The following is a 16,001-nucleotide window of genomic DNA, read 5'->3' as shown; positions in this document are numbered from 1 at the left end:
ATCTTGGTCTCGGAGACTGCGATAGACCCGCAACATGAAATCCGAGATGAACTCTGCGAAAAATGCAATTCCGCTTCTTGTCGCCTGCATTTCTGTATTCGCCTTAGGGCAGTTTCAACGGGCATCGGGAAGTGTGTTTGGACCCGTTCTGACTGAGACTTTGAGTATTCCCGCGACGGCGTTGGGTGTGTTGGTTGCAGCCATGTTTGCCGCTACCTTGGTATCTCAAGCGCCCGCTGGAGTCGCGCTTGACCGCTTCGGCCCTAGACATGTCCTGCTCTACGCCCTTGCCCTTGTCGCTCTCGGGACTGCGCTCTTTGCGATTGCACCTGATCTGAACAACGGCACTTGGCCAACACTTATCTTAGCCCGCGTTCTGATTGGTGCAGGCCTTGCCGCGACTGGTGCAAGCGTCCAGATGGCATTGGCACAGAATCTGCCATCAGGAGATTATGGGTATGCCTCCGGACTCCTTGTAACTTTGGGCGGAATTGGAGGTCTGGTTGGAACCTGGCCATTGGCCGTTGCCCTCGAGAGTTTTTCATGGCGGCTGGTCTTCGGTGTTGGTGCCGGTTTGGCCGTTTTTGTGATGATCATTGTGTCCACTTTATTGCCGGACGCGAAGCCAGCATCACCCGACCATACTCATTCTGATATTAGCTTCTTCGCTCTGTTGCGAGGCCGCAAACTCCGGGGTGTGTTGTGCCTCGGAGCAGTGACCTATGCGCCGATTGTCACGATTACGGGACTTTGGGGCGGGCCATATCTTCAGGATGTTCACGGCCTCAGTCCTGAGACTTCGGGCCAAGCTCTCATGGGATTGTTCGCTACGACAATCGCAGCCGGTTTCGTCTTCGGTCGGATAGATCGCATAGGGCGAGGGCGTAGCGGTGTCGTTTTACTGACGGCTCTTGGATCAGCGACATGTCTCGTCACGCTTGCGTTATTACCATCACCGCCAGTTTGGGCGGCGCTTATCTTGATGGGAGGCTCCGTTTTCCTTCAGCAGTTTTACATACCGTTGGGGGTCCAACTCAGAGATGCAGTTCCCGCCGCAGCTTTTGGCCGCGCAAATGCGCTCAAGCTCCTGATAGCGACCGGAGCAATTCCGGTGATGCAGACTGCATTCGGTCTCGTACTGGACCTCGCGCGTGGTATCGGCGTTACCGAGGAAAACGCCTTCCAGATTGCATTTGGCTGCATGGCGGCAGTGATTGGAGCAGCGTTGATCGGATACTGGAATTTGTGCCTCAAGGCCGATACCACAGTGAGGCTCGATTGAAGGCATCTCACCGAAAGCGGACCTTGGGGCCGCTGCAGCGAAATGGTGCTTCGTCCCGCTCTACGGCTATTTAGTCATCGGAATAAATGACCGGTTCAGGCCAATGTTGCCATTCGTAGATGCGGCGGCTATAGAAACTTTGTTCGCCTGTCACACACACTACCCTGCGGGGCGTGCCCACCTAGCCGCTTGTGCTATTTACCCACGCGCGGCAGCTGCCTGTGCGTCCAGTAGGGCGGTGATATACGAACCGGTGCTGTTGAGCTGTGTCACCATTTGCTCCATCGCGGTGAAACGGGAACGGTAGCGGGCTTCCAGTGCCTCGTATTTGGCGTCCATCCGCTCGATTTCCAGCTCGTTCACTTCGACCGACGCTTCCAGTTCGGCTTCGCGGGAGCTGAGCGCATTGTCGCTGTCCAAGAGGCCGTTGATCCGCTCAATCAGGCCCGAAGTGAAGTTGCGCCCGTAGGTCAGTTCAAATTCGTCGGTGCCATCGGGCACGGTCAGCGACAGGCCTGACATCGGCCCCGAGGGCACGATGTAGAATGTCACGCCATCCCCTGGAAACAGGCTTTCCAGTTTGGCGGTGCCCAGATAGGCGTCGCCAGTGTTGGGGTCGCGGGTAAACTCAAAGGTGCCGCTGGTCGCGGTGGACGTTGGGCGGCCTGCCACGGTGACGGCGCCATTGTCGGTTGTGACTTGCGATTCAAACAGCGCGGCAAAACGTTGTGGATCGTCGGCGATATACTGTTTGATCAGTTCATTGTCCTGATTGTCCTTCTCCAGCGCGAGGCGGCCGTCTCGCTGCATGGTGATGCCGAAGTTAGACAGATAGCCGTTGTCGTCGCCAAAGCCTTCGATCTCAGTGCGCAGATAGGAACGGAGCGAATTTTTGATCCCCTCGATCGAGCTTTCCCCCGCAAGAGCGCCAGCCTCGGTGCCTTCAATCACGCCTCGGGTGGTCTGTTCGTCCAACCATTCTAGTGTCTCATTTACCTTGGCGATCAACACTTCGGCACGGGCGTAGATGTCTTCGGCGTCAACGTCGGTGGTGATGGTGGCCGCTCCGCCGGTCACGCCCAGCAGTTCCAGTTCGACGCCGTCGATCAGATCGTCCACACGGTTGGTCGAGCGGAACACCTGAATGCCGTTGTATTCCAGAACCGCGTCAGAGGCAGCGCGCACCTGATGGTCGCTGATGGTGGTTGATGTATCCAGATCCGCCAGCGCCGCGTCTGCCGCCGCACCAGTTGCATTGACGGTGAAACGCATGCTGTTTTGGCCGCCGGTGTCTGACAGAATACCCAGCGTATAGGTGCCGTCACCCACATCAATCACCGATGCGGTGACACCGCTGATGCTGTCAAATTGCTGCGCCAGATCCTGCAGTGTGCCACCTTCGGGCACAATCATGTCAAAACCGGGGCGCTCGCCTGCGTAGAAGACCGGCGGATCATCTGCGGTCCAGACGCCGAAATCAATCGTGACGGTGCCCGCCTGCACCGTGGCAGATTCGGAAGAGAAACCTTTGAATTCCAGCACCTGTTCCCGTGCTAATGCCAGCACGTTGATGCTTTCGCTACCGGCTTCGACTTTGGTGGTGTCGGCGACAATTGCATTGATGCCATCATTTGAGGACTTGGTTTGCAAAATCGGGTCGCGGCTGATCACACCGAGGGCGTCGTTCAACTCCTGCATTTTCATCCGTGCTTCGCCGAGCGCCGAGATCGAGACCTCGGTTTCTGTCTGGCGACGCTCAATAATGTTTTTGCGCGGCTCTACCTCGGCCGAGGCAAGATTGCGTGCGAGCTCTGAGATGTTCAGGCCCGACCCGTTGGTATTAAGGGCTGATAGGATATCAGACATGGTGCTCTCCGGTTTCCTTAAGAAACGACCGGTGTGGTGTTTTGTTTAAATCCGCCCCCGCACGCAAGCTTTCGGCGCGGGGGTGGGGTGGCGGATCAATAGCTGATCTCAATTTCTATCCGGCGGTTTTCTTCGCGGCCTGCCGCAGTTGCGTTGTCGGCAACTGGTTGGCTTTCGCCCATCGATGTGGCGGTCAGTTGCGCCGGATCAATCAGACCGGATCCGGCCAGTTCGCGCACCACGCTGGCGGAACGTGCCGCGGCAAGTCCCCAGTTGTCGCGGAACTGCGACCCGGCAGAGACAGGCACGTCATCTGTATGCCCCGTGACAGTGATGCTGGAGGCATCATTCATCGCGGCAAAGGCGATACGGTCCATAATCTCTCGTGCACCCTGGGTTAGATCTGCGGTGCCGGAGGGGAAGGCGCCGCCTGCGCCCACGGTGACAAAGACCTTGCCGTCGCGCTGTTCCACCTCAACCAGACCTTCGCCCAATTCACGGTGCAGCGATGCGGCCAGGCGTTCAGCGGCAATGCCTGCCTGTTCGCGGCCACCATCCCCGGCGGTCCCACCCTGATCGCCGTCCTCCGTGGCCTGCATCGCGTCGCGGGCCACATCGTTCAGACGATCAATCAATTCGGCCATCAGGGCCTCTTCGCTTTGCTGGGCAGTGGTGGCGTCGGCGGTTTGGGGCAGGCCGCTGTCGGCATCACTGCGCGGCAGGCCGGTCAGCGGATCCGTTTGCGGCAACCCGTCCTGCTGATCTGTCGCACTATTGTTGGCGGCCTGTTGGGCCTGTTGCTGTTGCAGCGCACGTTCCTCGGCGAGGAAGCGGTTTTCGGAAATCGACTGATCAGTGCCGCCTTCGCCTGATGCAGTTTGATCCAGCGATCCTTCGCCACCTGAGGCGGGCTGATAGTCCAGAACCACCTGATCATCCTCGACCTTAGCGGTCAGCTCACCCTGCTCCAGCGCCTGTTTCAGCAGCTGCGCCAGTTCTTGACGCATTTCATCGCGCTTTTCCTCATCGCTTTTGCCTTCTTCGCCAGCCTGTTTGGAATCGTGATCCGAGCGGCTTTGTTGATCATCCACGTCTGACCGTATCTTGGGTTGCTCGGTGGTGGTGGTGTCCTGCGTCAGCTCTTTGGTGATAGATGGTTCCGAGGAGGGAGAGAATTTCAGTTCCAGCACAGTTGTACCGCGCGGCTGTTCGACCACTGGAATATCCCGCTGCACACCGAAGCTTTCGCGTAGGGAGCCGGCGATCATTTTAAACTTGGGCTGGTTAAATTCCGCAAAGGACAGAATAAGCACGAAGAACGCCATTAGCAGGATAGCGATGTCGGCAAAGGTTGCCATCCACGCAGGCGCACCCACCGGCGGGCACTTGGGCGGTTCTTCCTGTTTCGGTTCCTCTACCGGGAGCACGGGAAGGGGGATGGGTTTCTTTGCCATGATACGTGCCTTTGGTGTCTCTTATCAGGGGCGGTGTTGCCCGCCGGATCAGTGTCAGGCGGGCAGGGGGGATTTAGGATCGCTAAGCGGCTAACATCTTGGCGGCGACCTTGGGCGGCAGCGAGGCCACCATCTGATCCTGCACATTGCGCCCAGATTCTCCGCGGGCGATGTTGGTTAGACCCTCAACCACCAATTCGCGGTAGATCACCTCATCTGCGCTGTAGACCTCCAGCTTGGAGTTGATCGGGCCGAAGATCACGTTGGCCAGAAACGCACCATAAAGCGTCGTCAGCAACGCAACCGCCATCGCGGGGCCAATCGCCTTGGGGTCGGCCATGTTGCCAAGCATCTGCACCAGACCGATCAGCGTCCCGATCATCCCCATCGCGGGTGCGATGTCGATCCAGGATTTGATCACCGACTGAGCATTTTCATGGCGGGTTTTCATCGCCTTGATTTCTGCTTCCAGCTGCTTGACCATTTTGGATTCATCCGCCCCGTCCACCAGCATCTGCAAACCCTTTTCAAAGAACTTGTCCGGCACCTCTTTGCTTTCCAGTGCCATCATGCCCTCTTTGCGGGCCACGTCTGACAGCTCCACCATGGTTTCCACTAGGGCGGGGTGTTTGGGGGCCTTTGGCATGAACGCTTTGGCCATCGACCCAAAGCTGCCAAGGAAGGTGCCCATCGGGGCGGTGAACATCACGGCGAAGAAGGAACCGCCGAAAACGATGAGAAGGGAGGGGACGTCGATAAAAGGACCGATACCGCCTGCGGCGATCATCGAGCCGGCGATCATGCCCAATGCCCCCAGAAGTCCGATAAGGGATGCGAGATCCATGCTATTGCTCCAATCACTGTACGCGATTGGGTCTGCAAGAGCCGTACCAACCGTCAAAGCGGCTGATTTTGCGATACATATATATAGGAAAAACCGCCCCTGAATTCTGGCGCTGTTTTTGGGTTCTATAAAAAATCGTTTAAAAACAGTAGCTAAATCTCTTTTTCGCGATTTTCTTTAAACTTTTTCGCCACCGGACGTTCCCAATTACAAGCGCAACTGAGCGCAAACTGATTTACAGCCAAGGAGACGGCCATGACTACCATTAATACCAATATTGGCGCGCTGTCGGCACAAGCGACAATGACCCGCGTGAACATGGAACAATCCACTGCAATGGAGCGCCTGTCCTCGGGTATGCGCATCAACGCAGCGAAAGACGATGCGGCAGGCATGGCCATCTCGGAAAAGATGACCGCCCAGATCAAAGGCCTGAGCCAAGCGGTTCGCAACGCCACCGACGGTAAGAACCTGGTGGACACCACCGAAGGCGCGCACGTCGAAATCTCGAACATGCTGCAGCGTCTGCGTGAACTGTCTGTTCAGTCCGCGAACGACACGAACACCTCTTCCGACCGTAACAACCTGGCGGCAGAAGGCACCCAGCTGATCACCGAGATCAACCGCGTTGCCAAAGACACCACCTTCAACGGCATGAAGATCCTTGATGGTTCGTTCACCGGCCGTCAGCTGCAGATCGGTGCTGACTCTGGTCAGGTTATGAACATTGACGTGGACAGCGCGGCAGCGACCGACATCGGTGCTCACACTGTATCCACGTCGGTCAACGCCTTTGGCGGCACCGCGGCGGCAGGTTCGGCTGTATCGGAAATCGCAGCAGGTGCGGTTCTGACCGTAACCGGTCACGCAGGTTCGGCAAGCATCACCAACACCGCCAGCCAGTCGGCCAAATCGCTGGCAGACGCGATCAACTCTTCCTCGGCATCGACCGGTGTTGAAGCGACCGCAGTGTCGAAGGCAAAACTGTCGGGCTTCTCGGCCGCATCGACCGTCACTTTTGAGGTCAACGGCACCTCGATTGGGAACGTGAACATCTCGGACACCAACGACCTTCGTGGTCTGCGGGACGCGATCAACACACAGGCAGGTCAGACTGGCGTTTCGGCCACCATGGGTGACAACAACGGTGAAATTATCCTGACCGACACCCAGGGTAACAACATTGAACTGACCGGCTATGACACCGGCGTTGACGACACCACGATGACCGTGACCGCACTGGAATCTGACGGTGTCACCGCCGCTGGTACTCCGGCCGTGACCCTGACCGACACCACTTCGGCTGTGACCTCGGCAGTGATCACCGGTCAGGTTGAAATGACTTCGACCAAAGGCTTCTCGGTTGGTACCACCTCGAGTGCAGCAGACGGTACCGAATTCTTCGGCGCTGATGCGAACAGCTCTGCACTGGAAAGCGTTGCAGGGATCGACCTGACCACTGCGGCGGGCGCTTCGAAAGCGATCAAGACCATCGACGTGGCTCTGCAGAAGATCAACCAATCGCGTTCTGACCTCGGTGCGGTTTCCAACCGTCTGGACAGCACCATCTCGAACCTGACCAACATCACGGTAAACGTGGAAGCGGCCCGTTCGGGGGTGAAAGATGCGGACTTCGCTCAGGAATCCACCTCGCTGGCGCGTGGTAAGATCCTCAGCCAGGCTGCCACCGCGATGTTGGCGCAAGCCAACTCCAGCCAGCAGAACGTAATGCAGCTGCTGCGTGGTTAATAAGGGATGGCGTCAGGAAACTGACAGCCCGACAGGAAACCGGCGTTTCAGCGCCGGTTTCTTTGTTTTTCAATGACTTAAATACCCATACTTTCGTCTGTTATACCCCCTGAAGGTGAAGTCAAACGATTTACGTTGTTTGGGGCTAAAATGGAGAGCATCCTTGTCGACAAGGAGATGCTCATGCAAATTTCAACAGTACAACACCTTGGTCAGCGTCAATCGATCGTCATGACAGCGCAGCTGCAAAAAGCGATCTGTCTGCTGCAGTACAGCAATGTCGATCTGACCTCGGTTATTGAGAGTGAAGCAGAAGACAATCCCTTTGTGGACGTAAAGCCCGGCCCCGGCGCCGAACAGCAGTCGATGCGCGGTATTGGCAGTCGCAGCGGCGGGTCGGGGGTTGATCAGGGCGATATTCTGGCCCGGATCGCAGAACATGACCTTTCCCTTTATGCACATGTGTCGGCACAATTCGACATGCTGTTCCCTGATCAGCGCGACCGTATGATTGCTGACGCCTTTCTTGAAGCACTGGAGCCAAGCGGTTGGTTGGGTGAAGAGCTGGATGTGATCGCCATGCGCACCGGTCTGACCTCTGAGGAAGCCGAAGAATGGCTGACCCGTGTGCAACAGGTTGAACCTTCGGGTCTTTTCGCCCGCTCGCTGGCAGAATGCCTGAAGCTGCAGGCGATTGATCAAGAGGTGATGACCCCGATCTTTGCCGCGCTTCTGGACAATCTGCCAAAACTGGCCGCCGCGGATCTGAAATCGCTGATGCGCGCCTGTGATTGCGATATGGACGAGCTGCGCCCGGCGCTGAAACTGTTGCGCAGCCTGAACCCCAAACCGGGCGCGGATTTTAACGGTCCTGTGGTGCCGCAGCGCGCCCCTGATCTGATCGTCACCAAAGGCGAAGAGGGCTGGATGGTCGACCTGAACAAATCGACGCTGCCCAGTGTTCTGGTCAATGAAAAGAAGGCTCAGCAGCTGAAACCAGCGCATGGCGACTATGTAAACGACACCCTGTCTGTGGCTTTGTGGCTGCGTCGTGCGGTGGCACACCGTAACCAAACCACGCTGGCCGTTGGCGCTGAAATTCTGCGCCGTCAGTCAGGGTTTATGGAGCAGGGGCCTGCAGGTCTGACCCCGATGACGCTAAAGGATGTGGCAGAGGCGATCGGCGTGCATGAAAGCACCGTCAGCCGGGTGACCACCGATCTGTTGATGCAGACCCCGCAGGGCACTTTCCCGCTGAAATACCTTTTCTCTGCCTCGCTGCGCAAAGAAGAAGGCGAGGAGGGGGAAAGCGCCGCTGCCGTGCGTCACCGTATTCAACAATTGGTCAGGGATGAAGATCCCGCACGCCCCCTCAGCGATGATGCGATTGCCAAGGTCATCACCTCCGAAGGTACCCATCTGGCGCGCCGCACGGTGGCGAAATACCGTGATATTCTGAAAATTCCGTCGTCCTTCCAGCGCCGCCGTAACGCCGTGTTGCAAGCAAGCTGAAGACGCTAAAATTCAAGGTCAACCTGGGACGGGTGGGCAGTAAGAAGGGGAGTGGTTCGCCACTTCCCTTCTTTGGTTTTATTGCGCTGATTTCAAATGGTTTTTAGACCTTTGCGCGGGTCTCTAGACCGGCACATAGTCGTAATCCTCACCCTCTGGTTCGGGCGTGGGATCCTGTTTTTGGTTCATCAGGATGATCTTACCAAAGGCAAACTCATCATCCGGCTGAATCGCCAGATATGTTGCATGTGCACCCATTTCGCCCCGCGAGGCGATGATGGCATAGGGAAACATGCCGCGTGAAATCCGGTCAGCGCGGATCACCTGCATATAGTTCTTGTGAATGTAGTAGGAGGCCAGCACCCAGAGTGTTGCACTCATCCACATGCCGACAGGCAGGCAGACGCCCACCATGCCCACAAAGGACGCCAGATGCGGCCACAGGCGCATTTGTGCCATCCATAAGGGGGTTATCATCCAAACCAATGGCGACGGGCGGTGGCGGAACAGATCATAGGTGCCATCGCGGCTGCGCAGGATTTCCCAGTTGTCCAGCTGGCTGGCATCGACGGGGGGAATGTGGGCCTCTCCGGCAATGGGGCAGGTGACCCAGCGCCCCAGATTGGGCGTCAGGGAAATCACCGTCAGATCCACATCCGCGCGTTTGAAGTGCATTGCAACCGGCTTGTCTTCACGCACCGAAAACCGTGCTCTCAGTTCCGCGCCACCGCCGGTGAAGGCCTGCCCCTCCAGCCCGACCAGTTTGTCACCGGAACGCAGGCCAAGGGAGTGACCAGCGGCGCCCACTTTGCGCAATTCCAGATGCACGTCGCTGGGTTCCGGCGGCGGGGTAGGGGAGAGGGGGATCATGGGTAGCTAAACGGGTTCTTAGGGGCGGAGGCTTTTTTGACCTTTTTGGTCGCGGTGCTGCTTTTCTTGGGCGCTGGTTTCGGACGCGGTTTGGCTGCGGTTTTGGCGCGGGCCTGTTTGTCCGCCGCGGTCTGCGGCCGCTGACTGGCCATTTTTGCGCTATCGCCCACTTGTTTTGACAGCGCCGACAGTTTCTGGCTTAGGGCCAGATGCAGATCGGACATGCCCGCCATCACCTCATCGCGGATCGAGTCCACGCGTGGATCCATTGTTTGGCTCAACTTCTCGGCAAAGCCCTCGGCACCGGCGCCAAAGGCCGCGAGTGTTGCGTCAGAGCTTTGCCGCAGCGTCTCTTCCATCGCGGCCATCCGTTTCGACATCCCGTCGAGTGAGGCCGCCAGTTCTGTCTTGGTCGCCTCTTGCCCGTTGATCAGATCTTCGGTGCGGGCCACTGTTTCGCTGAGGTCGTTGACCTTCTGGGTGAACAGATGCAGCGCCTCCACATGAGTGTCGCGTGCGGTGCGCAGATCCGCAAGGGTGCGGAAATACACCAGACCGCTGAGGCCAGTGCAGACCACCACAGCGACCAGCGTGCCGATGCCGAAGGGCACCAGTTTACGGTCCACCCATTCGGCCTTGTTCGACATGGATTTAGCTTCTTTTTCCGCCATCACGGCGGCGTCCCCGGCGGTATCTGCCGAGGCAAGGGCGATTTTGATCGCGTCCTGAATATCTGGCGTTTCGGTGCTCATGCGGCCACTCCGTACTCTCTTGGCAGGGTGAGTGCATCTTCCGTGCCATCTTGCCATCGTGCTGGGCAGGCGAAAACTCTAGGAGGCATAAAACGCAAATGATCTGCGTCGTTGGAGAGGGGGACAGGCGTATCTTGTCTTTTGTTATCGCGATGTGCCTCAATTTGCCCCAAGGAGTTTGGTGATGAGTATACATGAGCCGGCATTCAATGATGCTGAACCGGTGGCCACGCGGCCGGATCTGGAGGTGGCACCGTTCGCCCGTTTGACCATCGGGGAGGGCAGTTTTGATGTCGGTACGGTGAAAGCCGGACAGCCAGAGGCAGAGCGGGAAGATGGCCGCGAGGTGCTTGCCTTCCGCGAAACTGGTGATGGCGCGTGGAAGGTTCTGGAACACAATGTGGACGAAGGCTGGCGTCAGGTGGGGGCAGAGGTGCTGCGCAATACCTCTGACGCACTGCATGATTATGTGGGTATGCATATGATCCGCCGCTCCGGTGCGTTTGAGCCGGGCAATATGGTGTCGCTGACGCTGTTCGGCTTTGAGTGGGATTTGCGGTTTTCGCGCGATGGCAGCCGTGCACAGGTGCGCATGCCGGATACGAACTGGTCCGAGGTGGACCGTACCCTGATGACGCAGTTTGAGGACAAGCGCGAACTGGCGATCGCCTCGCTCTTGCGGTTTAGCCCGTCGATCCACAAGGTGTTCGAAGATGATGTAGAGGCCTGGTCGCGGCGCCTGGCTGCGGGCGCGCAGGTGATGCCGATCATGGGGTGATCCGGGCGTACTGCGGACCACACCCTAAAAACAGAAAACCGGGGTCACGTGCCCCGGTTTTTTATTGCAGAGCGGCCGACTGGATTAGCCGTTTTTCTGGTCCCGATCATAGCTCATTCGTTGCGCGCGCACCTCGTCCATCTGTTCATGGGACCAGTAAACAAGCGGTTTCAGCATCGCCAGCAGGCTGCGCCCCAGCGGGGTCAGTTCATAGGACACGGCCACCGGCGGGCCGGGATCGACCGATCGCGTCAGATAGCCGTCGCGCTGCAATCCGCGCAGGTTTTCGGTCAGCACGCTTTGCGTGATGTCGCCGATGCAACGCTTCAGATCGCCGAAGCGTTTCGGTTCATCCTCTAGCGCCAAAATGACGATCATTCGCCACTTGCCCGTCACATTGGACAGGATCGAGCGGATCGAGCAGTTGGACGCTTCGGCTTTGTTGGCGACGCCAATTGGTAGCATTTTGATATCTGGTTTTAGCTGTGAACTGGTGCGAGCATAGAGCGGGGCACAGGTCAATGCAATCATTGTAAACAAGGGTTGGTAGGGTCAAGCATACTAGGTCACTTCAAGGTACGTAATTGCGATGTGGTATCAATATGCTACCACGTATCTATCGAATACGAATCAGATATGCATCGGAGGAAACCACCATGTCTGCAATTGAGACCGCAAAAGAACTTGTCCTTGCTCTGTTCACCGCCGCCTTCATCGATCACGATCCAGAGGCGGCGCGTAAACTGGTGACGCCCGACTACATCCAGCACAATCCGCAGGTGCCCACCGGCGCCGATGGCCTGTCAGCGCTGATCCCGTTGGTGCAACAATCAGGCATGACCGTCACCACCCACCGCACGATTGCCGAAGGCGATCTGGTGGTGCTGCACAGCACATTTGACAACGCCGAAGCGTTCGGCGCCCCCAGCCTTGCTGCCTTTGACGTGTTCCGCGTGGCGGATGGCAAGGTGGTTGAACACTGGGACAACCTGCAACCGATCCCAGAGGTCACAGCATCGGGCCGTGGCATGACTGACGGTCCGGTCGACATCACCGATCTGGACAAGACCGAGGAGAACAAACAGCTGGTTCTGGGGTTTGTCCGTGATGTGCTGGGTGGCGTGGCACCGGAAAAGGCCCCCATGTATTCAGAGGTTTACATGCAGCATAACCCCAATTTGGCCGACGGGATCGACGGGCTGATCGCAGGCACTAAGGCATGGGCCGATCAGGGCTTCGTCATCACCAAATTTGATCCGCAGATCGTGGTGGCCGAAGGTAACTTTGTCTTTGTTGCTTCGGATGCCGTGGTCAGCGGTCAACCTTGGGCCTTCTTTGATCTGTGGCGCGTTGAAGAGGGCAAAATCGTTGAACATTGGGACGTGGTATCGCAGACGCCCACTGAAATGGCGCATGGTAACGGCAAGTTCTGAGGTCCCCCCTTCGGAACCCGCGCTGGTGGCGCTAGAGCTACCAGTGCACCAACGGGCCAGCACCTGCTGGCCCGTTTGCGTTTGAGTGTGACGCCGCAAAACAAAAGGCCGGCGAGGCCGACCTTTGTTCAACATACCCCGAGGGGCCAATCATTAAACCTGCAATCAGTTTTTGCGATAACGATGCAGGGTGCGGGCCTCATCCAGTGTCAGGCCAACAGCGGTGCTGATATGTTCGGGATTGCCGCCCATACGCGCGACGGAAATCGCTTGTTCTACCAACCGTTCATCCGCCAGGGTCGAGACCTGGTTTGCGATCTTGGCCATTTTCTTGTTCTGCTCGTTCAGCAGCGCGGTCTGCGCCTTGAACTGCGCCTCAAGTCGGTCCTCAAGCGAAGAGAGGATCGTGGTGGCGTCTTGCTGGCGACGGGAAAACAGGCTGCGCAGCTTCTTGCGTTGAAACAGCAAGGTAGCCGCGCCTCCCATAAACAATACGCTTGCAGCAAGATGGATCATTTCGACGGTGGTCATACGTCAGCCCCTAGTTACTTTATCCGGCCAGTTCCATGTAACCCTGGAACAGGCTATCGGTGATCTTATTGACGTCGACGGGATAGTTCCCTTCGGCCAGTTTGTTCTTGATGTTGTTCACCGCTGCCGTGTCAAACGGCGGGCCTGCCTTCAGCTCTTCCGGCATCTGGCTGGCTGTTGCACTCAGCGATACGGCGTCGGTCTTTGCACCCGTAACAGCTCCGGCTTTCGCCGGCGCAGCAGTTTGCGACCGGGCCGAAGATGTACCCGTCGTCACGGAACGTGTTGCTGAGGCATTGGACGATATTTTGATCGGATCGACCATAGCTCTCTCTCTCCTATCTGAAACGTATCATTTCACGATATTATTAACGACGATTGCTCAGCGAGTTTTAGCCCGAACGGTGATTTTCTGCGGTCCTGAAACGCGTCCTTTCAACACGGTCCCGCTGGAGAGGTTTCTAACCTCGATGTATTCCCCTAACTCACCGTTTTCCAACGATAAACCAGGGGCGGAAATGGACATGCCTTTGCCGGCGAACTCAATGGCGACCGGCATGTCGCGTCCTATCATCCAGTTTTTTTGCAAGTGCCGTGCCTGAATGGCGCGTCCTTCTGCTAAATTTTTGGTCACCCGCTGGCCAATGACATGGCGGGGATCGCTGAAGGCACCCGCGCCGGTAGCACGGGGGATAGGGCGCATTTCAATATCTGCTGCGGTGATCACGCTATCGCGCTTCAGACTCTTGGTCAGAACGGCCACCATAGGGCCATCTGGCTGAGGCCTCAGGCTACGTGAAAAAATCGCACGACCGGGCTTGATCGAGGTGCGGATGTGCCGGCTCCAGCCGCTTTTTCCGTTACATTGCGCGATCAACATTGACCATTTGCCTTTGTGAGGACTGATCAGCGGCGCAGTGGCGCAGGGTGGATAGCCGCGGCTGGTAGAGATGGAGAGTTTGCCAGCCACATTCGCCGCCGCCATCGCATTTTGTGCCAGCGCCTGCATTTCTGCACCGCTGACGCCATCACGATAAACCGGATCCTGCGCGGCAAAGGCGCCACTGCCAAGGAGGGCAGTCAAGACCAGGATCGGCAGGTGGTGACGGCGTGTCATCATGCGCCGGCATCCACAAATCGCACAATGCGGCCTTCGAACACTGACAAAGGAGTGGAGGGGTCAACAGGGCGCAGGGTGGCGCGGTTGTTGTGCAGTTTCACAATCTCCAGCACTTCAAAATCAGAGGCCGGATTTTCGGTAAAGGCCAGCGCCGCGCGGCTTAGCCCGTGTTTGCGGCCCACTGACACAGACAGCGTGCGGCCAGAGCGGCTGACATGGGCCGCGACAGGCGAACATGTCGCCATATCCAGCACCTGTTGCAGCAAGTCGGGAAAACCTTTGGACAGTTTGCCCTGCAGCCGGTCACGTTTGCGATCCACCAGCGATGTGAACGGGCCTGTGCCGGGCAGGCGGACGCTGTTTTCCATCACATATTCAGTACGTTGACCGGTGCCCTCGGTCAGTTGCAGACTGGCGCGCAACACCAGTTTTTCGCCGGCATGTCCCATCGCTGTATCAACCTCGAAACGGGTGGACAGCTGGGTGTCACCAGGGTGGGTATGGATGTGGCCACGGGTCAACGCGGTATAGTCGAAAGAAGTGATTTTTTTCGGTGATACGGGCGATTGCCCCATGCCCATCACGTGTTTCACGGTAACGTTTTGGGTGTGTTCGACCCGACGTATCGCATCATTGTAAAGCTCAGCGCCGAGCTGCGTGGACCACGCGGGCGCGGAGGGGGATGTGTAAATCTCTGGCGCCAGAGCCACCAGAACCACATTGCGGCGATGACCGCAGGCGGGGCCTTGCAGCGGCGCAACCAGCGCGCGCAGGTGCACTTCTACCGAATTGCCGGACCAGCGTTCGCCTCGATTGTCATAGCGCAGCACCCGGCCGGCGGATCGCATCATCGCCAGATCACGCACCACGACGCCCTTGTCCATCACAGTGTGGCCTTTCATTTCCACCCCGCCTGCCATACCCGCTGCGATCAGCGCATCCGCAAGGGCGCGGCGACGGGCGGCAGGCTTGTCCTTGGAGCCATTGGAAACCGCATGGCCGATCACATCGACCCAGATCGCCTGCTCTGTCTCTGCGCTGTCTGCAAGTGCTGTGGACGCCAGGGACAAGGGCGCGACAAGTGTCGCGACACCAAGGGCCAAAGCGCAGAGGGCAGAACGGGCAGGGCGTGCAAGACGGTCACAGGGCATGGGGGCTTCCTTTAAGGTCGAAAGTCAGCGGGTTAGGTCTGGTTTTCAGGCCTGACCGCGGGCAGAGCGCAGGATATAGGCGACGGTGGAGGGATCCAGCGCCAGAATGACCTGATAGCTGTCATTGCCTTTGGGAATGATGCGCAGGGTTTTGGCACCGCGGATCTCACCCTCGACCATGCCGCGCAGATTGTCTGAACGGATCACATTGTCGCGCAGTGTGGTGTCACTGGTCAGCTGCAGCCCGTGGATCTGCTCCGTCAGATCGCGCATCGCCTCCATTCGTGCCGCGCGCATCGCCATCAGACGGCGTTCGTTCAGCGTTTTACCCGGCTGGGCACCGATCTGACTATAGCCAACACCGGTGATCTGCACCGGGTCCGGCGTCACGCCCAGCATCTTGGCCTTGGCCATCGCGGTGGCAGGGGCCTGTTTGTCACCGGACAGCACGTCCAGATTGTCCTTGGTGACTGCCAGCGCTGCGGTTTCCTGCGTGGGGCTGGAGGGCAGGGCGGCCACGGCTCGCATCGGCATTTTCACACAGGCCGACAGGACCATGCTGAGCGTCAGGGCAGTGCCGACGATGGGGAGGGACTTCTTATAGCGCGTCATTGCGTCGTCTCCGTCAGGGGTGGTTCACAAATGGTTTCGCCCCAGAC

At 58.0% G+C, this 16,001-nt stretch carries 16 protein-coding genes; 5 read left to right on the top strand and 11 right to left on the bottom strand.

What is annotated here, in order from left to right; translation table 11 throughout:
* The first annotated feature begins 34 nt into the window (after positions 1–34).
* Positions 35–1,282 (top strand): MFS transporter, encoded by a 1,248-nt coding sequence (locus tag MHM86_RS04415; protein ID WP_239196271.1) that lies wholly within the window; start codon positions 35–37, stop codon positions 1,280–1,282.
* 198 nt (positions 1,283–1,480) lie between these two features.
* Here the strand turns inward: MHM86_RS04415 and fliD are convergent, their stop codons facing one another.
* The 3 genes from fliD to MHM86_RS04400 all read right to left on the bottom strand — a co-directional run bounded on the left by fliD (position 1,481) and on the right by MHM86_RS04400 (position 5,446).
* Positions 1,481–3,148 (bottom strand): flagellar filament capping protein FliD, encoded by a 1,668-nt coding sequence (gene fliD, locus MHM86_RS04410; protein ID WP_239196269.1) that lies wholly within the window; start codon positions 3,146–3,148, stop codon positions 1,481–1,483.
* A 95-nt stretch (positions 3,149–3,243) separates the two neighbouring features.
* Entirely contained in the window at positions 3,244–4,602 is a 1,359-nt protein-coding gene (locus tag MHM86_RS04405; RefSeq protein WP_239196258.1) for an OmpA family protein, read from the bottom strand.
* A gap of 82 nt (positions 4,603–4,684) precedes the next feature.
* Positions 4,685–5,446, bottom strand: coding sequence for a motility protein A (locus MHM86_RS04400; protein ID WP_239196256.1), 762 nt, complete (start codon positions 5,444–5,446; stop codon positions 4,685–4,687).
* A gap of 255 nt (positions 5,447–5,701) precedes the next feature.
* On the opposite strand from MHM86_RS04400, the gene MHM86_RS04395 reads away from it, so the two are divergent.
* Together MHM86_RS04395 and rpoN are read left to right on the top strand one after the other, a co-directional pair.
* Positions 5,702–7,195, top strand: coding sequence for a flagellin (locus MHM86_RS04395; protein ID WP_239196254.1), 1,494 nt, complete (start codon positions 5,702–5,704; stop codon positions 7,193–7,195).
* Between the two features lie 183 nt (positions 7,196–7,378).
* Complete coding sequence (gene rpoN, locus MHM86_RS04390) at positions 7,379–8,707, top strand: RNA polymerase factor sigma-54 (protein ID WP_239196252.1); 1,329 nt, start codon at positions 7,379–7,381, stop codon at positions 8,705–8,707.
* 123 nt (positions 8,708–8,830) lie between these two features.
* On the opposite strand, the gene MHM86_RS04385 is transcribed toward rpoN, so the two are convergent.
* Both MHM86_RS04385 and MHM86_RS04380 read right to left on the bottom strand, forming a co-directional pair.
* The gene (locus MHM86_RS04385; protein ID WP_239196250.1) at positions 8,831–9,577 is read right to left on the bottom strand and encodes a hypothetical protein; all 747 of its coding nucleotides are present in this window, start codon (positions 9,575–9,577) and stop codon (positions 8,831–8,833) included.
* Entirely contained in the window at positions 9,574–10,329 is a 756-nt protein-coding gene (locus MHM86_RS04380) for a hypothetical protein (protein WP_239196248.1), read from the bottom strand. Before MHM86_RS04380 ends, MHM86_RS04385 begins: the two co-directional genes overlap by 4 nt.
* A 184-nt stretch (positions 10,330–10,513) precedes the next feature.
* Here MHM86_RS04380 and MHM86_RS04375 point away from each other — a divergent pair, with 184 nt between their 5' ends.
* Positions 10,514–11,107 carry a hypothetical protein gene (locus MHM86_RS04375; RefSeq protein WP_239196246.1) on the top strand — a complete coding sequence of 198 codons (594 nt, stop codon included), beginning with the start codon at positions 10,514–10,516 and terminating at the stop codon, positions 11,105–11,107.
* 84 nt (positions 11,108–11,191) lie between these two features.
* On the opposite strand, the gene MHM86_RS04370 is transcribed toward MHM86_RS04375, so the two are convergent.
* A complete protein-coding gene (locus MHM86_RS04370) occupies positions 11,192–11,572 on the bottom strand; it encodes a helix-turn-helix domain-containing protein (RefSeq protein WP_239196244.1) in 381 nt (126 codons plus the stop codon).
* 191 nt (positions 11,573–11,763) lie between these two features.
* Between MHM86_RS04370 and MHM86_RS04365 the strand changes: the two genes are divergently transcribed.
* Positions 11,764–12,540: a nuclear transport factor 2 family protein gene (locus MHM86_RS04365; RefSeq protein ID WP_239196242.1), complete on the top strand. Its 777-nt coding sequence runs from the start codon at positions 11,764–11,766 to the stop codon at positions 12,538–12,540.
* Between the two features lie 165 nt (positions 12,541–12,705).
* On the opposite strand, the gene MHM86_RS04360 is transcribed toward MHM86_RS04365, so the two are convergent.
* From MHM86_RS04360 to MHM86_RS04340, 5 genes are all read right to left on the bottom strand, one after another.
* Complete coding sequence (locus MHM86_RS04360; protein WP_239196240.1) at positions 12,706–13,071, bottom strand: hypothetical protein; 366 nt, start codon at positions 13,069–13,071, stop codon at positions 12,706–12,708.
* Positions 13,072–13,090: 19 nt separating this feature from the next.
* Complete coding sequence (flgM, locus tag MHM86_RS04355; RefSeq protein ID WP_239196238.1) at positions 13,091–13,396, bottom strand: flagellar biosynthesis anti-sigma factor FlgM; 306 nt, start codon at positions 13,394–13,396, stop codon at positions 13,091–13,093.
* Positions 13,397–13,453: 57 nt separating this feature from the next.
* The gene (gene flgA / locus MHM86_RS04350) at positions 13,454–14,080 is read right to left on the bottom strand and encodes a flagellar basal body P-ring formation chaperone FlgA (protein ID WP_239196236.1); all 627 of its coding nucleotides are present in this window, start codon (positions 14,078–14,080) and stop codon (positions 13,454–13,456) included.
* 107 nt (positions 14,081–14,187) lie between these two features.
* Entirely contained in the window at positions 14,188–15,342 is a 1,155-nt protein-coding gene (locus MHM86_RS04345) for a hypothetical protein (protein ID WP_239196234.1), read from the bottom strand.
* 45 nt (positions 15,343–15,387) lie between these two features.
* Positions 15,388–15,954, bottom strand: coding sequence for an LPP20 family lipoprotein (locus MHM86_RS04340; protein WP_239196232.1), 567 nt, complete (start codon positions 15,952–15,954; stop codon positions 15,388–15,390).
* Between the last annotated feature and the right edge of the window lie 47 nt (positions 15,955–16,001).

The sequence above is a fragment of the Thalassobius sp. Cn5-15 genome (genome assembly GCF_022347685.1).
Lineage (GTDB): Bacteria > Pseudomonadota > Alphaproteobacteria > Rhodobacterales > Rhodobacteraceae > Thalassobius.
The sequence above is the reverse complement of the archived record's forward strand: the minus strand, read 5'-3'. Positions and strand labels throughout refer to the sequence as shown.